Source organism: Mesorhizobium sp. ESP-6-4 (assembly GCF_020164735.1).
Lineage (GTDB): Bacteria > Pseudomonadota > Alphaproteobacteria > Rhizobiales > Rhizobiaceae > Mesorhizobium.
In genome coordinates this window covers 253,763-273,235 of the sequence record NZ_JAIUGS010000002.1, presented here as the reverse complement: position 1 = coordinate 273,235, position 19,473 = coordinate 253,763, and the positions used below count along the sequence as shown (strand labels likewise).

Annotated in this window: 16 protein-coding genes; 9 read left to right on the top strand and 7 right to left on the bottom strand. The window is 63.8% G+C overall.

The window, feature by feature from the left end; translation table 11 throughout:
• Positions 1-199: 199 nt before the first annotated feature.
• From LB523_RS05015 to LB523_RS05000, 4 genes are all read right to left on the bottom strand, one after another.
• Positions 200-1,270 (bottom strand): ABC transporter substrate-binding protein, encoded by a 1,071-nt coding sequence (locus LB523_RS05015; protein ID WP_224601235.1) that lies wholly within the window; start codon positions 1,268-1,270, stop codon positions 200-202.
• 27 nt (positions 1,271-1,297) lie between these two features.
• Complete coding sequence (locus LB523_RS05010; RefSeq protein ID WP_224601233.1) at positions 1,298-2,116, bottom strand: ABC transporter permease; 819 nt, start codon at positions 2,114-2,116, stop codon at positions 1,298-1,300.
• Positions 2,113-3,000: an ABC transporter permease gene (locus LB523_RS05005; protein WP_140845780.1), complete on the bottom strand. Its 888-nt coding sequence runs from the start codon at positions 2,998-3,000 to the stop codon at positions 2,113-2,115. Before LB523_RS05005 ends, LB523_RS05010 begins: the two co-directional genes overlap by 4 nt.
• A 103-nt stretch (positions 3,001-3,103) precedes the next feature.
• Positions 3,104-4,387, bottom strand: coding sequence for an NAD(P)/FAD-dependent oxidoreductase (locus LB523_RS05000; RefSeq protein ID WP_224601230.1), 1,284 nt, complete (start codon positions 4,385-4,387; stop codon positions 3,104-3,106).
• A gap of 198 nt (positions 4,388-4,585) precedes the next feature.
• On the opposite strand from LB523_RS05000, the gene LB523_RS04995 reads away from it, so the two are divergent.
• The 5 genes from LB523_RS04995 to LB523_RS04975 all read left to right on the top strand — a co-directional run bounded on the left by LB523_RS04995 (position 4,586) and on the right by LB523_RS04975 (position 9,943).
• Positions 4,586-5,743 carry a fumarylacetoacetate hydrolase family protein gene (locus LB523_RS04995; protein WP_224601228.1) on the top strand — a complete coding sequence of 386 codons (1,158 nt, stop codon included), beginning with the start codon at positions 4,586-4,588 and terminating at the stop codon, positions 5,741-5,743.
• Between the two features lie 267 nt (positions 5,744-6,010).
• Positions 6,011-6,943 (top strand): substrate-binding domain-containing protein, encoded by a 933-nt coding sequence (locus LB523_RS04990; RefSeq protein WP_140844574.1) that lies wholly within the window; start codon positions 6,011-6,013, stop codon positions 6,941-6,943.
• Positions 6,944-7,050: 107 nt separating this feature from the next.
• Positions 7,051-8,037, top strand: a complete 987-nt coding sequence (locus tag LB523_RS04985) for an ABC transporter permease (RefSeq protein ID WP_224601226.1) — start codon at positions 7,051-7,053, stop codon at positions 8,035-8,037.
• Positions 8,038-8,041: 4 nt separating this feature from the next.
• Positions 8,042-8,833 carry an ATP-binding cassette domain-containing protein gene (locus tag LB523_RS04980; RefSeq protein WP_224601224.1) on the top strand — a complete coding sequence of 264 codons (792 nt, stop codon included), beginning with the start codon at positions 8,042-8,044 and terminating at the stop codon, positions 8,831-8,833.
• Positions 8,834-8,920: 87 nt separating this feature from the next.
• On the top strand, positions 8,921-9,943 hold the full coding sequence (locus tag LB523_RS04975; RefSeq protein ID WP_224601222.1) for a LacI family DNA-binding transcriptional regulator: 1,023 nt from the start codon (positions 8,921-8,923) through the stop codon (positions 9,941-9,943).
• 278 nt (positions 9,944-10,221) lie between these two features.
• On the opposite strand, the gene LB523_RS04970 is transcribed toward LB523_RS04975, so the two are convergent.
• Positions 10,222-11,010, bottom strand: a complete 789-nt coding sequence (locus tag LB523_RS04970; RefSeq protein ID WP_224601220.1) for a class I SAM-dependent methyltransferase — start codon at positions 11,008-11,010, stop codon at positions 10,222-10,224.
• Between the two features lie 54 nt (positions 11,011-11,064).
• Positions 11,065-11,646: a TetR/AcrR family transcriptional regulator gene (locus LB523_RS04965; RefSeq protein ID WP_140544202.1), complete on the bottom strand. Its 582-nt coding sequence runs from the start codon at positions 11,644-11,646 to the stop codon at positions 11,065-11,067.
• A gap of 251 nt (positions 11,647-11,897) precedes the next feature.
• On the opposite strand from LB523_RS04965, the gene LB523_RS04960 reads away from it, so the two are divergent.
• The 4 genes from LB523_RS04960 (at position 11,898) to LB523_RS04945 (ending at position 17,788) form a co-directional block, all read left to right on the top strand.
• Positions 11,898-12,134 (top strand): hypothetical protein, encoded by a 237-nt coding sequence (locus tag LB523_RS04960; protein ID WP_095768759.1) that lies wholly within the window; start codon positions 11,898-11,900, stop codon positions 12,132-12,134.
• Positions 12,128-15,325, top strand: a complete 3,198-nt coding sequence (locus tag LB523_RS04955; protein WP_224601217.1) for an efflux RND transporter permease subunit — start codon at positions 12,128-12,130, stop codon at positions 15,323-15,325. Before LB523_RS04960 ends, LB523_RS04955 begins: the two co-directional genes overlap by 7 nt.
• A 15-nt stretch (positions 15,326-15,340) precedes the next feature.
• Positions 15,341-16,489: an efflux RND transporter periplasmic adaptor subunit gene (locus LB523_RS04950; RefSeq protein WP_140844218.1), complete on the top strand. Its 1,149-nt coding sequence runs from the start codon at positions 15,341-15,343 to the stop codon at positions 16,487-16,489.
• Between the two features lie 195 nt (positions 16,490-16,684).
• Positions 16,685-17,788 carry a mandelate racemase/muconate lactonizing enzyme family protein gene (locus LB523_RS04945; protein ID WP_224601215.1) on the top strand — a complete coding sequence of 368 codons (1,104 nt, stop codon included), beginning with the start codon at positions 16,685-16,687 and terminating at the stop codon, positions 17,786-17,788.
• Between the two features lie 52 nt (positions 17,789-17,840).
• Here the strand turns inward: LB523_RS04945 and LB523_RS04940 are convergent, their stop codons facing one another.
• On the bottom strand, positions 17,841-19,199 hold the full coding sequence (locus LB523_RS04940; RefSeq protein ID WP_224601212.1) for an NAD(P)-binding domain-containing protein: 1,359 nt from the start codon (positions 19,197-19,199) through the stop codon (positions 17,841-17,843).
• Positions 19,200-19,473: the final 274 nt, after the last annotated feature.

Genomic DNA, 19,473 nt, shown 5'->3' with positions numbered 1-19,473 from the left:
CTTGTTGTCTTTCCCCGGTGTGGTGCAGCGCCGCCAGGCTCCCCCTTCTCCCCCTGTGGGAGAAGGTGTCGCCGGAGGCGACGGATGAGGGGTGCTCCAGCTTGGCGACGACGGCGATCCGTCCAACACCCCTCATCCGTCTCGGCGCTGCGCGCCGATCCACCTTCTCCCACAAGGGGAGAAGGGGAATCCGCGCCACTCAGCCCCCTGCCTTCACCTTCTCGAACATCTTCGCCACGTCGTCATTCTGCTTCATCGGGCCGGTGAAGATGGTGCTCTTCAGCATCACGTCCGGATCTGCCGGCAGCTGCAGTTTCTCTAACTCCTCCTTCGACACGCCGGCGAACGCGGTCGACAGCGAGCTGCCGTAGCCATAGGACTGGATCAGGAATTTCCCCGAGTCGGCGTCGAGGCGGCTGTTGATGAAGTCATAGGCGAGATCGACGTTCTTGGCGTCCTTGAGCATGACGAAACCGCAGGCCCAGGTCAGCATGCCTTCCTTCGGCTTCATGAATTCGACCGGCACGCCCTGCTTCTTGAGCGAGGTGGCGGACGCATTCCAGGTCATGGCGGCGACGAGCTGGCCGCTGGCCAGCGCCTGCTCAACCGACGTCATGTCGGTGGTGTAGCTCGACAGCAGCGGCCGCTGCTCGCGCAGCTTTTCGGCCACCTTGTCCATCTGGTCCGGGGTCATGTCGAAGGGGTTCACGCCCGCCAGAAGGGCCGCGACGATCGGCGTGTCGTGCACGGCGTCGATGGTCGCCATGCGGCCGGCATATTGCTTGTCCCACAGAAGATTCCAGCTCGCCTCGGGGTTCTTCACCAGGTCGGTGCGGTAGAGAATCGAGGTGTTGCCCCAATCCCACGGCACCATCCACACCTTGCCGTCGCCGGCCTGCAAGTCGGGCAGGTTCTTGAACACCGGGAAAATCGAATCCCAGTTCTTGATGCGCTTGGTGTCGATCGGCTGCAGCAGGCCTTCCTTGTTCCAGCGCGCCACCTTGTCGTAGCAGGGATGCGCGATGTCGGGCCTGAAGCCGGCCTTGACCTTGGTGAAGGCGTCGTCATCATCGCCGAAGATCGTCGCCTCGACGCCACCGGGATGCGCGGCAAGGAAGCTCTTGTTGAAGTCGGGCAATTCGTAGCCCGACCAGGTGAAATATTGCAGCTTGTCGGCGGCAAGAGCGACTGTCGACGACAGCGCGAGCGCCAGCGCGGCAAGGCCAGCCCGGGCTTTGTGTCCGGCGATCGATTTCAGGTGGACTGTCATTTTCGTTCTCCTCTTCTTTGTTGTGGTTCAGGCTGGATTGCGGTGCGCAGCGCCGAGGCCGCGGTGGCGAAGGATTTCGGCTGTGCCCGCGATGATGAAAGATACGGCGAGGATCACCGTGCCGAGCGCCATCACGGTCGGCAGCGAGCGCGGGAAGCGCAGCTGGCTCCAGATGTAGAGCGGCAGCGTCGGCTCGGTGCCGGCGAGGAAAAAGACGACGATGAACTCGTCGAAGGAAATCAGGAAAGACAACATGAAGGCCGACAGCACGGCGGGCGCACTCAGCGGCAGCATCACGCGCCGGAACGTCGTCCAATCGGAGGCGCCGAGATCGAGCGCGGCTTCGCGGATCGTCTTCGGGATAGCGGCGAAGCGGCTGCGCATAACCACCACGGTAGTCGGCAGCGCGACCAGGATATGGCCGAGCACGATCGAAACGCGCGATGGGCCGAGACCGATCAGATTGACCAGGATCAAAAGCGAGATGCCGACAATGACGCCGGGGATCAGGATCGGCAGCCGGGCGATGGCGCTGATCATGGCGGCGAGCTGCGAACGACCGTAAAGGTCCATATAGGAGACGGTGATGCCGCAAAGCGTCGCGCCGAAGGCGGCGATGACCCCGATGGCCAGGCTGTTGGCCAGGGCGCCGGACAGCGCCGGATTGCCGTAGAGCGTCCGGTACCATTCAAGCGTGAAACCCTGCAACGGAAACGCCGCCTGGATCGAGTTGTTGAAAGAAAACAGCGGGATCAAGAGCACCGGCAGATAGAGGAAGACGAGATAGCCAAGCACGTAGACGCCGAGCCAGCGGCCGTCGCTATTGATGTCTGCCCGGGCGCTCATGTGCGGCTGCCGAACCGGCGATCGGCGCCGCGCGCGACCAGCACCACGCAGAGGATGACCAGCATGACACAGACCGAGAGCGCGGCACCGAACGGCCAATCATTGGCCTTGCCGAATTGCGACTGGATCAGCGTGCCGATCATGGTGCTGGCCGGACCGCCGACCATGGCCGGCGTGACATAGTCGCCGACCGTCGGCACGAAGACGACCAGCGCCGCCGCCAGAACGCCCGGCATCGAATTGGGCAGCACGACGCGGCGGAAGCTGGTGAAGGGCCGCGCGCCAAGATCGGAGGCTGCTTCGAGCAGCGATTTGGGGATCGTGTCCAGCGCCACGTAGATCGGCAGGATGGCGAAAGGCGCATAGGCGTGGGCGAGTGTCACCACGACCGCGGCCGGCGTGTTGAGGAAGGCGAGCGTCGGCTCCTTCCAAAGGCCTGTCTCGATGAAGGCCGAGTTCAGAACGCCATTATAGGCAAGCACGATCTTCCAGGCGAAGACGCGCAAAAGGTAGCTGGTCCAGAACGGCAGCGTGACCAGGAAGAGCAGCAGGTTGCGGCGGCGGCCGGCATGAAAGGCGAGATAATAGGCGACCGGATAGGCGGTGACGACGGTCGCCAGCGTCACCAAGCCGGCGATGACCAGCGAGCGCAGCGTCACCGTCCAATAGAGCGGATCGGTGGCGACGGTGACGAAATTTTCGACCGTCAGGCCAACCCCGAGCAGCGAGCCGTCATTGCCCCTGAAGGCGAGAAAGACCACCAGGCCAAGCGCGAACAGGATCAGAAAGAAGGTGACCAGCCCACCCGGCAGCAGCATGGCGAAACGGAAGACCGGCGAGATGCGGTTTTCCGGCAAGGGCCGTGTTGCGGCGATGGTCGACATCGAAGTGCCTGTTGGCTCCATCGGATTTTTGAAATCGCCTGATGTTTTTTCATATTCATGAAACTGTCAAGCAGATTCGCTTGTGCGCTGCACGCATTCGGCGTCAGCGTTCGAACGCGTCGAGCATGCGGTACCAGGTGATTGCCGCGGCGACGCCGACCTGGCGGAAAGCGTGGAACGGGATCGGCTTGATCGGCGACAGCGGAAACGGCAACTGCCGCACGTCGCCGCTTGCAAGATAGTTTGCCATGCGCTTGCCCAGCGCGCTCATCAGGCCGACGCCCCTGCCTTGGCAGCCGACGACCGAGAGCAGGCCTTTTTCCGGTTCATGCAGATGCGGCAGGTGATCCGGCGTCAGCGCCACGCGGCCGAACCAGCGCTTTTCGATGGCGATGCCGCCCAGCGCCGGATAGAGGCGGATGAGCGCGCGTTCGCAATGCGCCCAGTCGGCGGCGCTTGAGGGCAGCGCCATGCGGCCGCGACCGCCCAGCACCATCCGGCCGTCGGGGCTCTTTCGGTAGTAGACCAGGATGCGACGGGAATCGGAAACGGCCTGACCGCCCGGCAGGATGCTTGCAGCAAGCTCGGCCGGAAGCGGCGCGGTGGCGATCTGGAAGGAATGCAGCGGCACGATTGTTTGCGCGAGGCCCGGCAGCAGCCCGTCCGTATAGGCGTTGGTGGCGAGCACGACCGACTTGGCCCGCAATTCGGCGCCGCCTTGTGTAGAGACCCGCCATGCGCCGGCTTCCTTGGCGAGCTTCACCACCCGCTGTTGCTCGGCGATCCTGGTGCCGGCGGCCGCGGCGACGCGAGCGAGCTCAAGCGTATAGGACAGCGGATCGATGACGCCGGCCCGGCGGTCCAGCCAGCCGCCGAGATAGCCCTTGGCGCCGGTCATCGCCGCGATTTCGGCCTGGTCGAGCAATTTGACGTCGGCACCGCGCGAGCGCCATTGGCGATCCCGGTTCGCCGCTGCCTTGAGCGCGGTCTCGGTGTGCGCGGCCTGGATCCAGCCGTTGCGTGTGAACGGCACCGCCAGCTTCTCGTCGCGGATCACGTCGAACACGGCATCGGCCGTCGAGGCGGCGAACGCGACCAGGGCTTCGCCGCGTTCCTTGCCGAAGTGTTCGATCAGCCATTCCGGATCGTATTTGAGGCCGGGGATGACCTGGCCGCCATTGAGGCCCGAAGCGCCCTGCCCGATCGCGCCGGCATCCAGCACCTGGACGGAAAGGCCCGCGCGCGCCGCATGCAGCGCGGTCGACAGCCCCACAATGCCGCCGCCGACGACGACCGCGTCCAGCGTGCCGTCGGCCGAAAGCTCAGACTGAAACGCCGTGGCCGCCTGGGGCTTTCGCCAGATCGGATCGGAAAAGGCTTCGGCCAAGAGGATCACCTACGCGCTGGAGCTTCGTGAAAATCCTATTGCCGATTTCATAGATTTGAAAGAGCGCTTCGATGGGCCAGTTCGGCCGTGACGGTGTGACAGCACATCCATGGTCATAAATGTTGCGGCTGGCGGGATAGACGTTTCCGCGAAATCGGGGAAAAGTGCCGCGCGCGAAAAATTGAGAGGAATGATGCCATGACCGATCCGACCCGTCTGCCCGCCGATGGAATTTTCGTCGGCCGCGCCAAGACCAGCGCCGCTTCCCATCCGCTGGTGGTGACGGTGCGGGACGGCGAGGTGATCGACATCACCTCGAGCGCGGCGCCTACGGTGCGCGATCTTTGCGAGTTGAAGGATCCGGCTGACTATCTGCGCTCGGCCAAGGGCAAGGCGATCGGCGCGCTGGAAGAGATCGCGGCGAACAGCTTCGAGGCCAAACGTGACGCCGGGAAGCCGATCCTGCTGTCGCCCGTCGACCTGCAGGCGGTGAAGGCCTCCGGTGTCACCTTCGTCGTCAGCCTGCTCGAGCGCGTCATCGAGGAGCAAGCGCGCGGTTCGGCCGAAAAGGCCGACGCCATCCGAGCCGACATCGCCGGACTGATCGGCCACGATTTGTCGAAGCTCAAGCCCGGCTCGCCGGAAGCGATGGAGATCAAGGCCAAGCTGATCGCGCGCGGGGCATGGTCGCAATATCTCGAAGTGGGCATCGGCCCCGACGCCGAGATCTTCACCAAATGCCAGCCGATGGCTTCCGTCGGCTTCGGCGCTGATGTCGGGCTGCATCCCGTCTCCACCTGGAACAATCCGGAGCCCGAGATCGCCATGATCGCCGACAGCTCGGGTCGCATCGTCGGCGCCACGCTCGGCAACGACGTCAATCTGCGCGATGTCGAAGGACGCTCGGCGCTGCTCCTCGGCAAGGCCAAGGACAACAACGCCTCGGCCTCGCTCGGGCCGTTCATCCGCCTTTTCGACGAAACCTTCTCCATCGCCGACGTGAAGCGCGCCACGGTGCGGCTCAACGTCGATGGTGAGGACGGCTTCTCGCTGGAGGGCGCGAGCTCGATGGCCGAGATCAGCCGTTCGCCGGAAGAGCTGGTCAAGGCGGCGATGGGACCGCACCACCAGTATCCGGACGGACTCGCGCTCTATCTCGGCACCATGTTCGTACCCTCGAAGGATCGCGGCGAGAAGGGCAAGGGTTTTACCCACAAGGTCGGCGACATCGTCACCATCTCGTCGGAAAAGCTCGGCGCGCTGGTCAACCGCGTACGGCTGTCGCCGGACTGCCCGCACTGGACCTACGGCGCCAGCCACCTGATGCGCGATCTGGCCAGGGCGGGTCTGATCTAAAGCCGCACCAGAAGGCGGTTGCTTCGAGGCCAATCCGTGCAGCGGATGGCGATGGTGCCGCTTGCCCAATGAATATCACCGCAGCTGATGCAATCTGATGGGATTGCTGATGGCGCGCGCGCCTGTGCCAACATCCATTGGCGATGGAGGCTTGCCACTGCCTGAAAAAGAGAATGCTCTAGACGTTCCGGTCGGCGCGGGCAGGAGATGCGGCCAAGGTCGCGTCGCACCGATCCAGGAGGAGAGTTCAACATGGGAGGAAATCGAATGCTTTCGCGGCTAAGACTGCTCGTGCTTGGCTTGATCGCGGCTATCGCCATTCCGGCGATGGCCGAGGCCAAGACGTTCTACTGGATTTCGCATGGCGGCCCGGCCGATCCGGTCTGGACCTACTTCCTGGCCGGCGCCAAGCAATGGGCGAGCGACACCGGCAACAAGGTGAACACCTCGTTCCACAATGGCGATGTCGCCTCGCAGCAGGAAGCCGTCCGAGCCGCCATCTCAGCCAAGGCAGATGGCATCGTCACCACCAGCCCCGATCCGGGCAGCCTTGTCGAGATCGTCAAGGAGGCGCGCGCGGCCAACATCCCGATCATCAACTTCAACACGCCCGATCCGAAGGCCAACTTCAACGCCTATGTCGGCGGCGACAACGTCACCTTCGGCAAGCACTGGGCGCAATACCTGGTCGACAAGGGCCTGGTGAAGAAGGGCGATTTCGTCTGGATGCCAGTCGAGGTTCCCGGCGCCACCTATGGCGTGCAGGAAGAGGAAGGCATCAAGAGCGTGTTCGGACCTGCCGGCATCACCTATGAGGTGACCGAAGCGACACTCGACCAGGCCGAAGTGATCAACCGCATGGTCGACTATCTCACCGCCCACAAAGGCAAGGTGAAGGCGATCATCGGCCTCGGCGACCTCGTCACCGGCTCGATCAAGCGCGTGTTCGACCAGGCCGGCGTCAAGCCCGGCGAAATCCCGGTCGTCGGCTGGGGCAACTCGCTCGACACAACGCAGGAAGTGCTGAACGGCTACGTCAATGCCGGGCAGTGGCAGGATCCGCAAGCGACCAGCTATGTGGCGCTTTCGCTGGCCAACATGGCCGCCAGCGGCATTCCTCCGGGCTTCAACGTCATCACCGGTGCGCTCTATGAAAAGGACACAGCCGGCGTCTACGACAAGATCCTGTCCGGCAAATAATCCCTGACATTTGCGGTCGCGGCTTTCGGGCCGCGACCGCTTTCCTGTACCGTCGAGCCCTGCCTGATCGGAGCGGGCTTCAGCCAGTCATTCACGCCGCGGGCTCAATGGAAAACCGTTCCTTCATTCAAAGTTTCATCGCTCGAGCGGAATTCGGCCCGCTGGTACTGCTTATCGTCGAGCTCGTCGTCTTCTGGGGCATCAATCCCGACTTCCTGTCGCCGCAGAATATCTCCAACATCCTGGCCTTCACCGTCGAGCTCGGCCTGATCGCGCTGGCAATGACGCTCTTGATGACGTCGGGCGAATTCGACCTCTCAGTCGGCTCGCTGTTCGGCTTCTCGCCGGTGCTGATGTGGACGCTCTACAACAGCGGCGTCACCTCGCTGGAGGTTGGCCTGCTGATCGCGCTGATCGTTGCTGCCCTGATCGGGCTGGTGAATGGCTGGTTCGTCACCCAGCTCAAGATCCCGTCCTTCCTGGTGACGCTCGGCATGCTGCTGGTCGTGCGCGGCTCGGCGCTGTTCATCACCGACGGCTTTCCGCAGCGCACCTGGAGCGCGGAAGGCAGTTGGCTGGCGAACATCCTGGTCGGCGACTTCTATGTCGGACCCTTCCGCATCTACGCCTCGCTGTTCTGGTTCATCGGCGCCGCGATTGTGCTCGGCTATGTGCTGACGCAGAGCCGCACCGGCAACTGGATCCAGGCCGCCGGCGGCAATCCGAACGCGGCCCGCGCGCGCGGCGTCAACGTCAGCCGCGTCAAGGTCGGCCTGTTCATCCTGTCGGCGGTGATGGCTTCCTTGGCCGGCGTCATCTCCTCGCTGCGCACCTCCGCGGCCAATCCCAACAGCGGCACGGGCTACGAGCTCGAGGTCATCGCCATGGTGGTGATCGGCGGCACGGCGCTGACCGGCGGACGCGGCACCATCATCGGCACGGTGCTCGGCATCCTGATCCTGCGCGTGATGCGCAACGGCATCGTGCTGATCGGCGTGCCGGGGCTCGCCTACAACATTTTCATCGGCGCGATCATCCTCGGCATGATGGCGCTGCATTCATGGCTCGAACGCCGGCACCAGGCGGGGACTTAAGACGATGGCCGAGCCTCTGATCCGCATGACAAACATCCGCAAGTCCTACGGGCGCGTGCAGGCGCTGGTGGACGCCAATTTCCACGTCAATGAAAAGGAGATCGTCGGCCTGCTCGGCGACAACGGCGCCGGCAAGTCGACGCTGATCAAGGTGCTGTCAGGCGCCGTGCCGCTGACCAGCGGCGACATCTTCATCCGCGGTAAGAAGGTCACGCTGCGCAGCACCAGCGATGCCATCGCCCACGGCATCGAGACGATCTACCAGGATTCGGCGCTGGTCACGCAGCTGTCGATCGCGCGCAACCTGTTCCTCGGGCGCGAGCCGATCAAGGCGCCGCGCTTCCTGAACCGCATGGACCAGGACGCGATGAACGCGGTGGCGCGCGACCTGCTCAAGCAGGTCGGCATCACCAAGAACATCCCGCCGACAACACCGATCGGCTCGCTGTCGGGCGGCGAGCGCCAAGCGGTGGCGATCGCGCGCGCCATGCATTTCGACAGCGATCTCATCATCCTCGACGAGCCGACCAACAATCTCGGCGTCGCCGAGACGCAAGGGGTCTTGAGCTTTGTGCGCAGCGCCCGCGATTCCGGCCATTCCTGCATCTTCATCGCGCACAACATCCACCACGTCTTCCAGGTGGTCGACCGCATCGTGGTGATGCGCCGGGGCAAGGTGGTGGCCGACGACATCGATCCGAAAAAGACCACGGTCGCCGAGGTCGAGCGCGTCATCACCGGCATGTCGGACAAGGAAATCCGCGACGCCATCGCAGATGGTCCGCAGCATGGCTGAGGGCTGACCGGCAGGCGGATCGGCGGCCGGCAGCCGCTTCACGCCCGCCGCTGGCACAGGATTGCATCAGCGCCTATGACTGGACCTATGAAAGCCACCGTAGCCGATATCGCCCGGAACTGCGGCCTGTCGACCGCGACCGTCGACCGGGTGCTCAACAATCGCCCGGGTGCAAGCGCTGCCAACCGGCAGCGCGTGCTGGAGGCGGCCAAGCAGCTCGGTTATCTGCCGACGCTCGACCAGGTCGTGCTGCCGTCGAAGCCGGCGCATCTCGAATTCTTCCTGCCGATCGGGTCCAACGCCTTCATGGCCGATCTCGCTTATCACATCGAGGATTATGCCCAGCGCCTGCCCTTGGTCGCGTCCTGCCGCATTCACAATCTTGCCGGCATTTCGCCGGGCGCACTGCAGAGTGCCGTGGAGAACCTGTCGCTCAAGGCCAACGGCGTCGGCGTGATCGCCGTCGACCATCCGCGCACGCGCAACATCCTGCGCGAGCTGGTCGATGCCGGGATCAGGCTGGTCACGCTGATCTCGGATGTGCCGGCCGCGCCCCGCTCGGCCTATGTCGGCATCGACAACCGGGTGGCGGGCCGCACGGCGGCGCTGCTGATGGGCCGCTTCCTCGGCGGCCGTAAGGGACATCTGGCGATGGTGGTCGGCTCGCGCTCCTATCGCGGCCACGAGGAGCGCGAGATGGGCTTTCGTTCGGTGCTCGCCGAAGAATTTCCCGACCTCACGGTCTCAAGCGCGGCCGAAAGCAACGACGAGCCGGACGCCAGCTACCGCGCGACCGTCAAGGCGCTGCACGACGAAACGGATCTGCTCGGCATCTATTGCGTCGGCGCCGGACGCTCCGGCGTGGCCAAGGCGTTGCTCGAGGTCAAGCCGCGTTTGAAGCCGGTCTTCATCTGCCACGACCTGACCAGGGAAACGCGCCGCTATCTCGTCGACGATCTTGCCGACGTCGTCATCGACCAGAATGCGCGGCTGATCGCGGAGCAGTCGGTGATCCGCCTGCTCGGCTCCATTGCCTCGTCGGCGCCATACCTGACGAAGAAATTCATCGAGCCGCGGCTGATCTTCAAGGAAAACGTCCCGGCGCAGTAGCGCGGAGCGCGCCGCTCGCTTATTTGTCTGACGATTGATCCCGCAATTCTGCACAGCAGCTATGCAGGTTTGGCAATTGCCGAATCGTTAGGCACCTCGTATTTATCTGGGTGTCGGCCGTCTCCTCCTCCCAGATGTGATGCCGACGCTGAGTGCGGTACACCTCCTCCCATGCCGTATTCGAAATCGAGCCCGCTGCCCCCTCCTCCCGGCAGCGGGCTTTTTCTTTGCGTGCCAAAGGCGGAGGCGAAGCTACCTAATGCTGACCAGATACGCGCCTAGCCTTTCGCCGTCACCAGATTGGAGCTGAGTTCGAAAGCGACTCCCGATCCATCCGCATAAGACTGCAGCACGGGCGCGCTCCCGCTCATGATGTCCTCCACGACGTGCTTGCGTTCCTGATCGGCCATTGCCTTGCCGGCGGCGCTCATGCCGACCAGGGCCATCGTGTTCAACCGCAGGAGAGGCGCCCCGTCCTCAAAGCGTATCCTGCGCGATATTGTCCTTGATCGGACGTCGTGGAAGCCGGCGTCCCGGAGCAGCACCTCGATCGGCGCCGCATTCCCAAAGCTGTGGCGCAGGTCCACCACTGGGCCGAGGAGGCGCTCGGCGACGCGGCGGAGATCCCGAAAGAAGGGGATTTCCTCATCGGGGCGCCACGTGGCAACGGCCAGCCGGCCGCCCTGCGCCAGTGCTCGCCGCATTTCCGCCGCCGCAGCGGACTTATCGGGAAAGAACTGCAGCCCTTGTTGACAGACGATCAAATCGAACTGCTCTCCGTCATGGAGGGGCAGTGCACCGGCATTGCCTACGCGCCAATCGATGTCTGGCGCCACGGTGCGCGCGACAGCAAGCATATCTGCGTTGATGTCGATGCCGAGGACATATCCGGCGGCACCGAGCCGTTCCCTGGCAACCCGGGCAACTATTCCCGTGCCGCAGGCGATGTCCAACACACGATGGCCTGGAGACAGCTTCAGGTCTTCGAAGGTCACTTCGGCCCAGGGGCGGAAGAGAGGACCCACGAGCCAGCGCTCATACATCTCCGGAAAACTTGCCTGACCCATCGTCTAGCGCCCGTTTCCGGAACAGCATAACAGAATCAGGACGAGGCGAAGAGATCAGCGCGCCCGGAACGAGGCGATCAGGCTTTCGGCCATGCGCACGAATTGCGCGCTCGGACCTTCGGCGCCGACGCTCTGCATCGAGACGCGCGCGCCTTCGAGCAGCAGCGACAGCGTGTCGGCGAGAAGCTCGGCCTGGCCGATGCCGGCATCGCGGCAAAGCGCGACCAGCTTTTCGCGCTGGGCCTCCTTCAGTTCCTTGATGACGCGCCTTGCCGGGTGATCGGTCTCGGTGAGCTCGACGGCGGCATTGGCCATATCGCAGCCGCGGCTGTCGGCGCTGAGCAGTTCCGAAGCCTTTTGCACCCAAGCATGCAGCTGGGCGAGCTTATCGCCGGGATGCTTGGCCTCGAATTCGTCCCAGATCCTCGAAGCCTTTGCCGCCGTTGCGCGCAGGCATTCGACGATCAATTCGTCCTTGGACTCGAAGTGACGGTAAAGCGTCATCTTGTTGGTGCCGGCAGCCTCGGTGATGGCGTCGACGCCCACACCCTTGATGCCGTGCTTGTGGAACATGTCCTGCGCCGTCTCCAGGATTCGGTCCCGGGGACGGGAACGCTCCGCAACGCCGTCAGTCATCATGCTCTCCTTTCGTCGTTTCCAAAAAAACCGTCGCCACCTCTTGACTAGGGTGTTACCGGTCTGTAACTTCCAGCATGTTACTTACTGGTAACACCTATATCACTCGCCGTCAAACGACAAGGCCCTCCGATAGCCCTGCCAGAGTGAGATAGGACGCAAAACCTGCCTGTCATGCGGCTTTGGCCGGTGAAGAACGAGAAAAAGCGGTTCGTGATCAAGCGATGCGGACCGAGCAAGGAGCCACTCCTATGCAAAAGCGCAAAGACCTGACGATCGACGAAGCCATCCGGGATCCGATGATCCGGCTGGTGATGAAGGCGGACGGGATCGACCCCAAAGCCTTCGAACGGATGCTGCGCCAGCGCGCGGCTGACCAGGCGCCGGGCAACATCCCGCCATCCTTCCTGCAGGATTCCGGCTCCGGCCGGGCCCGGCGCCTGCGCCATTTCGCAAACCCGTTCGGCGAGGCGTCCGCATCATGGTGAACTTCTTCATCCACTGCCCTATCTTCGCGTCGGCGATCGCCATCATCATGGTGCTCGCCGGTGCGATCGCCTATTTCCTCTTGCCCGTCTCGCAGTTTCCCGACATCACGCCCCCGCAGGTCGTGGTCAGCGCGCACTATCCGGGCGCCAGCGCCCAGGTCGTGGCCGATACGGTCACCACCCCGCTCGAGCAGCAGATCAACGGCGTGCAAGGCATGACCTACATGTCGTCGACGAGCTCGAATGACGGCTCGTCCACCATCACCATCACCTTCGACGTCGGCTATCCGCTGAGCACGGCGGCGGTCGACGTGCAGAACCGCGTCAGCCAAGCGGCATCCTCCCTGCCGGCCATTGTCAACCAGGGCGGCGTGACGATCAAGAAGCAGAACCCCAATTTCGTGCTGATCGTCGACCTGACCTCGCCGGACGGCTCGGTCGATCCGGTGGCGCTGAGCAACCTCGCCTATCTGCAGGTGGTCGACCCGCTGAAGCGCCTGCCGGGCGTCGGCGACGTGCAGATCTTCGGCGAGCGCCGCTATTCGATGCGCGTCTGGCTCGATCCGGACAAGCTTGCCAATCTTGGCATCACCGCTGTCGACGTGCAGAACGCCATCGCCGAACAGAACGTGCAGGTGGCGGCCGGCAAGATCGGCCAGTCGCCAGCGCCGGCCGGCACCGCCTTCGAGATGCAGGTCAATGCGGTGGGCCGCCTTAGCGACCCGAAGGAATTCGGCGACATCGTGGTGCGCGCCAATTCGCAGAACGGCTCGCTTGTGCGGCTGCGCGACGTCGCCCGCATCGAGCTCGGCGCGCTGCAATATTCTTCCTCCGCCTTCTTCGGCAAGGACCCGACCGTGGTTTTGGCCGTCTACCAGATGCCGGGCTCCAACGCCCTCGACCTGCAGCGGCGGGTCAAGGACAAAATGCAGGAGCTGTCGAAGCGCTTCCCGAAGGGCGTCAGCTACGCCATGCATTACGACACGACGCGTTTCGTGTCGGCCTCGATGCACGACGTGCTGATCACGCTCGGCGAAGCGCTGGTGCTGGTGGTCGCGGTGGTGTTCATCTTCCTCCAGAGCTGGCGCACCACCATCATCCCGACCATCGCCATTCCCGTCTCGCTGATCGCGACGCTGGCGGTGATGTACATGCTGGGCTTTTCGCTCAACATGCTCTCGCTGCTCGGCATGGTGCTGGCGATCGGCCTCGTCGTCGACGACGCGATCGTCGTGGTCGAGAATGTCGAACGTCAGCTCGAGGCAGGACTCAAGCCGCTGGCCGCTACGCGCGCGGCGATGGCCGAGGTGACCGGTCCGATCATCGCCACCACGGCGGTGCTGATGGCGGTGTTCGTTCCCGTTGCCTTCATCCCGGGCGTCTCGGGCCGGCTCTACAACCAGTTCGCGCTGACCGTGGCGATCTCCGTCGGCATCTCCGCCTTCAACTCGCTGACGCTCTCGCCGGCGCTGAGCGCTGCATTCCTGCGCCATCGCGGCGAGACGCAGTTCGTGCTGTTCCGCTGGTTCAACGCCGGCTTCGACTGGCTGTCGCATGCCTATGCGCATGGGGTGCGCATTCTGATCAAGCTGCGCTGGATCATGCTTGGCCTGTTCGCGGCCGGCCTCGTCGCCACCTATTTCGTCTGGCAGAAACTGCCTTCGACCTTCCTTCCCGTGGAAGACCAGGGCTATTTCTTCGTCGTCATCCAGCTGCCCGACGGCGCTTCGCTCGAACGCACCGACGCGGTGGCGCAGAAGGCGCGCGACATCCTGCAATCGACGCCTGGCGTCGACATCGTCGGCTCGATCAGCGGCCTGAACTTCCTGACCAGCGCCGCGCAGTCGAATTCGGCGGTGGAGTTCGCGATCCTGAAACCATGGGACGAACGCGGTCCTGACCAGAGCGCCTCGAAACTGGTCGAGCAGGTGCGCGGCAAGCTTCTGCAGATGCCGGATGCGTTCGCGCTCTCCTTCGATCCGCCGTCGATCCCGGGCATCGGCACCACCGGCGGCTTCGAGTTCCAGGTCGAGGATTTATCCGGGCGCGGCAGTGCGGCGCTGAATGACGTCACGCAGGCGCTGCTTGCCGAGGCGCGCAAGCAGCCGGAGCTCAACCCGCAGCAGCTGTTCTCATCCTTCTCGACCTCGACGCCGCAGTTCAACTACGACCTCGACCGCAGCAAGGCGAAGCTGCTCGGCCTCAACCTGCCGGACGTCTTCAACACGCTGCAGATCTATCTCGGCTCGCTCTACGTCAACGACTTCAACCTGTTTGGCCGCACCTTCCGCGTGACCATCCAGGCAGACAAGGACGCGCGCGGCGACGCGACCGACATCTCGCGGCTCTATGTGCGCAACGCGTCGGGCGGCATGGTGCCGCTGAGCACGCTGGGCAGACTGGTGCCGATCGTCGGGCCGGAGACCGTGCCGCATTACAACAACAACGCCTCGGCCCTGATCAATGGCGGCGCTGCCCCCGGCTTCTCGTCCGGACAGGCGGTGGCGGCCATGGAGCGGGCGGCGGCGAATGTGCTGCCGCGCGACTTCGGCTACGAATGGACCGGCATCACTTTCCAGGAGCTCAAGGCCGGATCGATCGCCTCTGTCGTGTTCGGGCTGGCGATCGTCTTCGTGTTCCTGATCCTGGCGGCGCAGTATGAAAGCTGGGCGATGCCTTTCATGGTGCTGCTGGCCGTGCCGCTCGCTTTGTTCGGCGCCTTCATCGTGCTGATGCTGCGCGGCATGCAGATCGACGTCTACTCGCAGATCGGCTTCGTCATGCTGATCGGCCTGGCGGCGAAGAACGCGATCCTGATCGTCGAGTTCGCCAGACGCCGGCGCGAGGAGGGCCTCACCATCGTCGAAGCGGCGATGGAAGCCGCGAGGCTGAGACTGCGGCCGATCCTGATGACCGCCTTCGCCTTCATCCTCGGCGTGCTGCCGCTGATGTTCGCGACGGGCGCCGGTGCAGCCAGCCGGCAATCGATCGGCACCACCGTCTTCGGCGGCATGGTGGCGGCGACGATCCTGTCGCTGGTCTTCGTGCCTGTCTTCTACGCCGTGATCGAGCAGTTGCGCGAACGTGGCGAAAGGGAACCTGCCAAGGCGCGCGACGATGCGCCTCAGCAAGACGAAATTGAACCGACCGCCGAGCCAGCGCTTCAGCCGCTCGCGCAGGCGGCCGAATAAGATTGGAGATCAATTATGCGTAGATGGAAAATCGCTTTGGGAACGGCCGTCGCGCTCGGCGCGATCTCGGTGGCCAGCGTGCACTTTCTCGACATGGGCAATTTGAGCGGTGGCGCAGCGGGTGCTGCGCCAGCGCCGGCGGCCTTCGTGATGCCGGTGCCGGTGGTGAATGTCGTGAAGAAGACGCTGCCGATCTATCTCGACTACGCCGCGCGGGTGGAGTCGATCCGCAGTATCACGCTGCAGGCGCGCGTGCCGGGCTATCTGCAGGAGCAGACCGCGGCCGACGGCAGCGACGTCAAGCAGGGCGACCTGCTCTACCGTATCGCGCCCGATGATTATCAGGCCGCGCTCGACCAGGCGAAGGCGCAGGTGCAGCGCGATAGCGCGACGCTCGAATATGCGAAATCCAATCTCGGCCGCGGCACCGACCTTGCCAAGGCCGGCTATCTGGACAAGGACAGCTTCGACCAGCGCACCAGCAATCTGCGCGCGGCCCAGGCCGCCCTTGCCGTCGACCAGGCGGCGGTGCGGACGGCCGAGCTCAATCTCGGCTATGCCGAGATCAAGGCGCCGTTCTCGGGACGCATCGGCCGCAACCAGGCTTCGGTCGGCACGCTGGTCAGTGTCGCCGGCACAGTGCTCAACACGCTGGTGCAGCTCGATCCGATCTACGTGACCTTCAATCCGAGCGAGAGCGATCTGGTGCAGATCGAACAGGCGAAGGCCGCCGGTCCGATCGCCGTCGACGTGCTGTTGCCCGGCGAGACCCAGCCCAGCCAGAAGGGCGAGCTGACCTTCATCGACAACACGATCGACCATTCGACCGGCACGATCACGGCGCGCGCCACCATCGGCAACGCCAAGTTCACGCTGCTGCCTGGACAGTATGTGCGGGTGCGGCTGCATGTGAAGGAACAGCCCAACACGCTGATGGTGCCGCAGGTGGCGCTGGGTTCCAGCCAGCTCGGCAAATACCTCTATGTCATCGGCAAGGGCAACACCGTCGACCAGAAGCTGGTGTCGCTCGGCCCGACCGACGGCGACCTGATTTCCGTGACCTCCGGCATCTCGGAGACCGACCAGGTGATCACGGGCAATTTGCAGAAGATCGGACCCGGAATGCCGGTTTCTCCCTTGCCGCAACCGAAACCGGCCAGCTGATAACCCCCATCAGTTTCCGGTCCGACGGCGCCCTCGATACCCACGTCGAGGGCGCCGTTTACTATTTGGGGTCAGGCAATTCCGACGCGGAAAGGAACAGTCTTCTAGGGACGGGTCCCTTGTTGGATTGTCGACAACCTGATTGTGTTACAGCCAGTTCATCGGAATATGACCTGACCCGCAACGGACACAAACGTGAAGATCAAGAGCATCAAGGCCTATCATGTCGTGCAGCCCTTCGTGGACGGACCTTACCGCATGTCCAAGGGGCGGATCGCCGACTGCTTCGACGCGGTGATCGTCGCCATCACGTCGGACAGCGGCGAGACCGGCTGGGGCGAGATGGCGCCGCTCGGCAATTTCTACTCGGCCGCGTTTCCCGCAGGCACACGCGCGGGCGTGCCGGAGATCGCGCCGCATCTCATCGGCCAGGATCCACGCGGCCTTGCCGGCATCGGCCGGCTGATGGACACGGTATTCAAGGGCCACCCCTACATCAAGTCGGCGCTCGACATGGCGTGCTGGGATATTGCCGCCCGCGCCGCCGGCGTGCCGCTGGTGACCATGCTTGGCGGCCGCGAGAGCGACATGGCGGAGACCTACCGGGTCGTCACCCACGGCACGCTCGATCAGATGGCAGCGCTTGCCAAAAGGATCATCGCCGAAGGCTGCCGGCGCCTGCAGGTCAAGGTCGGCGGCAATGTGCGCGACGACATCGAGCGGGTCTCGGCAGTGGCCGCCGCCGTGCCGAAGGGCACGGTGATCTTCTGCGACGCCAATGCCGGCTGGACGCCTTACCAGGCGCGCCAGTTCGCCGACGCCACGCGCGGCATCGACTACACGTTCGAGCAGCCATGCACGACGATCGAGGAGAACATGTCGGTGCGCCGCATGCTCGACAAGCCGATGGTGCTCGACGAATCCGTCACCTCGCTGGGCGAGATGCTGGAGATCCAGCGCCGCGGCGCCGCAGACGGGCTGACGCTGAAGATCTCGCGACTGGGCGGCGTCACGCAGACCCGCCTGATCCGCGACGTCGCGGTCGATCTCGGCTTCATGATCACGGTCGAGGACACCGGCGGCGCCGAGATCGACACAGCGGCCATGGCGCATCTGTCGCTGTCGACGCCGCAGGAGCGCCGGCTGCACGCCATCGCCTTCCACGAATGGGTGACGGTGCGTACGGCCAGGAACGCGCCGCCGGTGACCGGCAGCCATATGGGCGTTCCCGACGGACCCGGCCTTGGCATCGATGTGGACCCTGGCCTGCTCGGCAAGCCCTTCTTCGAGATCGGCTGAAGATGAAGATCAGGCGGGTCGAGTCTGAGAACGTTGGCGCCAGCGCGCCGTGCTACTCGGCCGCCACGCCCTTCACCTCGAGATAGCTTTCCATGGAATCGTCCAGCGCCTGCAGCCAGGGCGTATGATGGAGCGGCGACATGGTGCCGGTCATCAGCGAGCGGTAGGCGTTGTCGCGGAAGGTCATGATGTTTTCCATCTTGTGGTGCTCCCACTCCATGAAGGTGCGGTTGACCGCCTCGACGTCGAAGCCCGGATAGTCGGTCTGGTCCATCAGCTCCTTGGTGTAGTCGCCCTGGAACCAGATCATCTGCTCGGCGTCTTCGAGGGTCTCTTCCCGGGCACGCCACTTGGCGCTGTGCTCGGCCATCGCCTCGGCGGAGGGCAGCTTGATGCGGCCAAGCATCACGTCGCGCGCGTACCAGGCCTGCGCGTCGAACATGTTGAAGGTGTAGAACTGGTCCTGCATGCCGATGTAGAAAAGCTTCGGGTTCCTCTCCCAGACGACGCCTTCATAGAGATCGAGCGGCCACATCCGGTTGGCGGTCTTGAGCTTGAGGTCGTCGGTGAGGAAGGGGAAGGAATGCAGATAGCCGGTGCACAGGATGATGGCATCGACGTCCTTGGTCGTGCCGTCCTTGAAATGCGCCGTCTTGCCGACGACCTTCTGCAGCAGCGGCACCTCCTTCCAGTTCTCCGGCCATTTGAAACCCATCGGCTTGGAGCGGTAGCTGGAGGTGATCGATTTGGCGCCGTATTTGTAGCATTGCGAACCGATATCCTCGGCCGAATAGGAACGCCCGATGATCAAGATGTCCTTGCCCTTGAATTCCATGGCGTCGCGGAAATCGTGGCTGTGCAGGATGCGGCCGTTGAAGGTGGGGAAACCTTCGAAGAAAGGCACGTTTGGCACCGAGAAATGGCCTGAAGCGACCACGACGTTGTCGAATTCCTCCGAGTAGGTCACGTCGTTGGTGCGATCATGTGCGGTGACGGTGAACTTCTCGGTCTCGTCGGAATAGGTCACCATGCGCACCGGGCTGTTGAAGCGCACCCATTCGCGCAGGCCGGATTTCTCGACGCGGCCCTTGATGTAGTCCCACAGCACGGCCCGCGGCGGATAGGAAGCGATCGGCCGGCCAAAATGTTCCTCGAAGGTGTAGTCGGCGAATTCGAGGCATTCCTTTGGGCCGTTCGACCAGAGATAGCGGTACATCGAGCCGTGCACCGGGTCGCCATGCTCGTCGAGGCCGGTGCGCCAGGTGTAGTTCCATAGGCCTCCCCAGTCGCTCTGCTTCTCGAAGCAGACGATTTCCGGGATCTCGGCGCCCTTGTCGGCGGCCGACTTGAAGGCCCTTAGCTGGGCCAGGCCTGACGGTCCGGCTCCGATGACGGCGACACGAGATTTCATTGCGGGCCTCCTCCTTTTGATTTCGACTTTTTTCTTGACGCAATTCCGGGCGGAAAACCGTTCGACACTTTTCCTGGAATTGCTCCCACGAAACAAATTTCACTGACAGTGACAGTAATTGGGTCTTTGGTGCTGTCAACAAACATCTGCGGCGGCGGCGTTTGCGTGAAACGGTTTTTGCGCACAAAGGCGGCGGCGTCACGTTGAAGCAGGCGCGCCCTGCAACCGCCAGCGGCTTGCTGTCGCGGTTGCGCTCTTGTATCGCCACCGAATA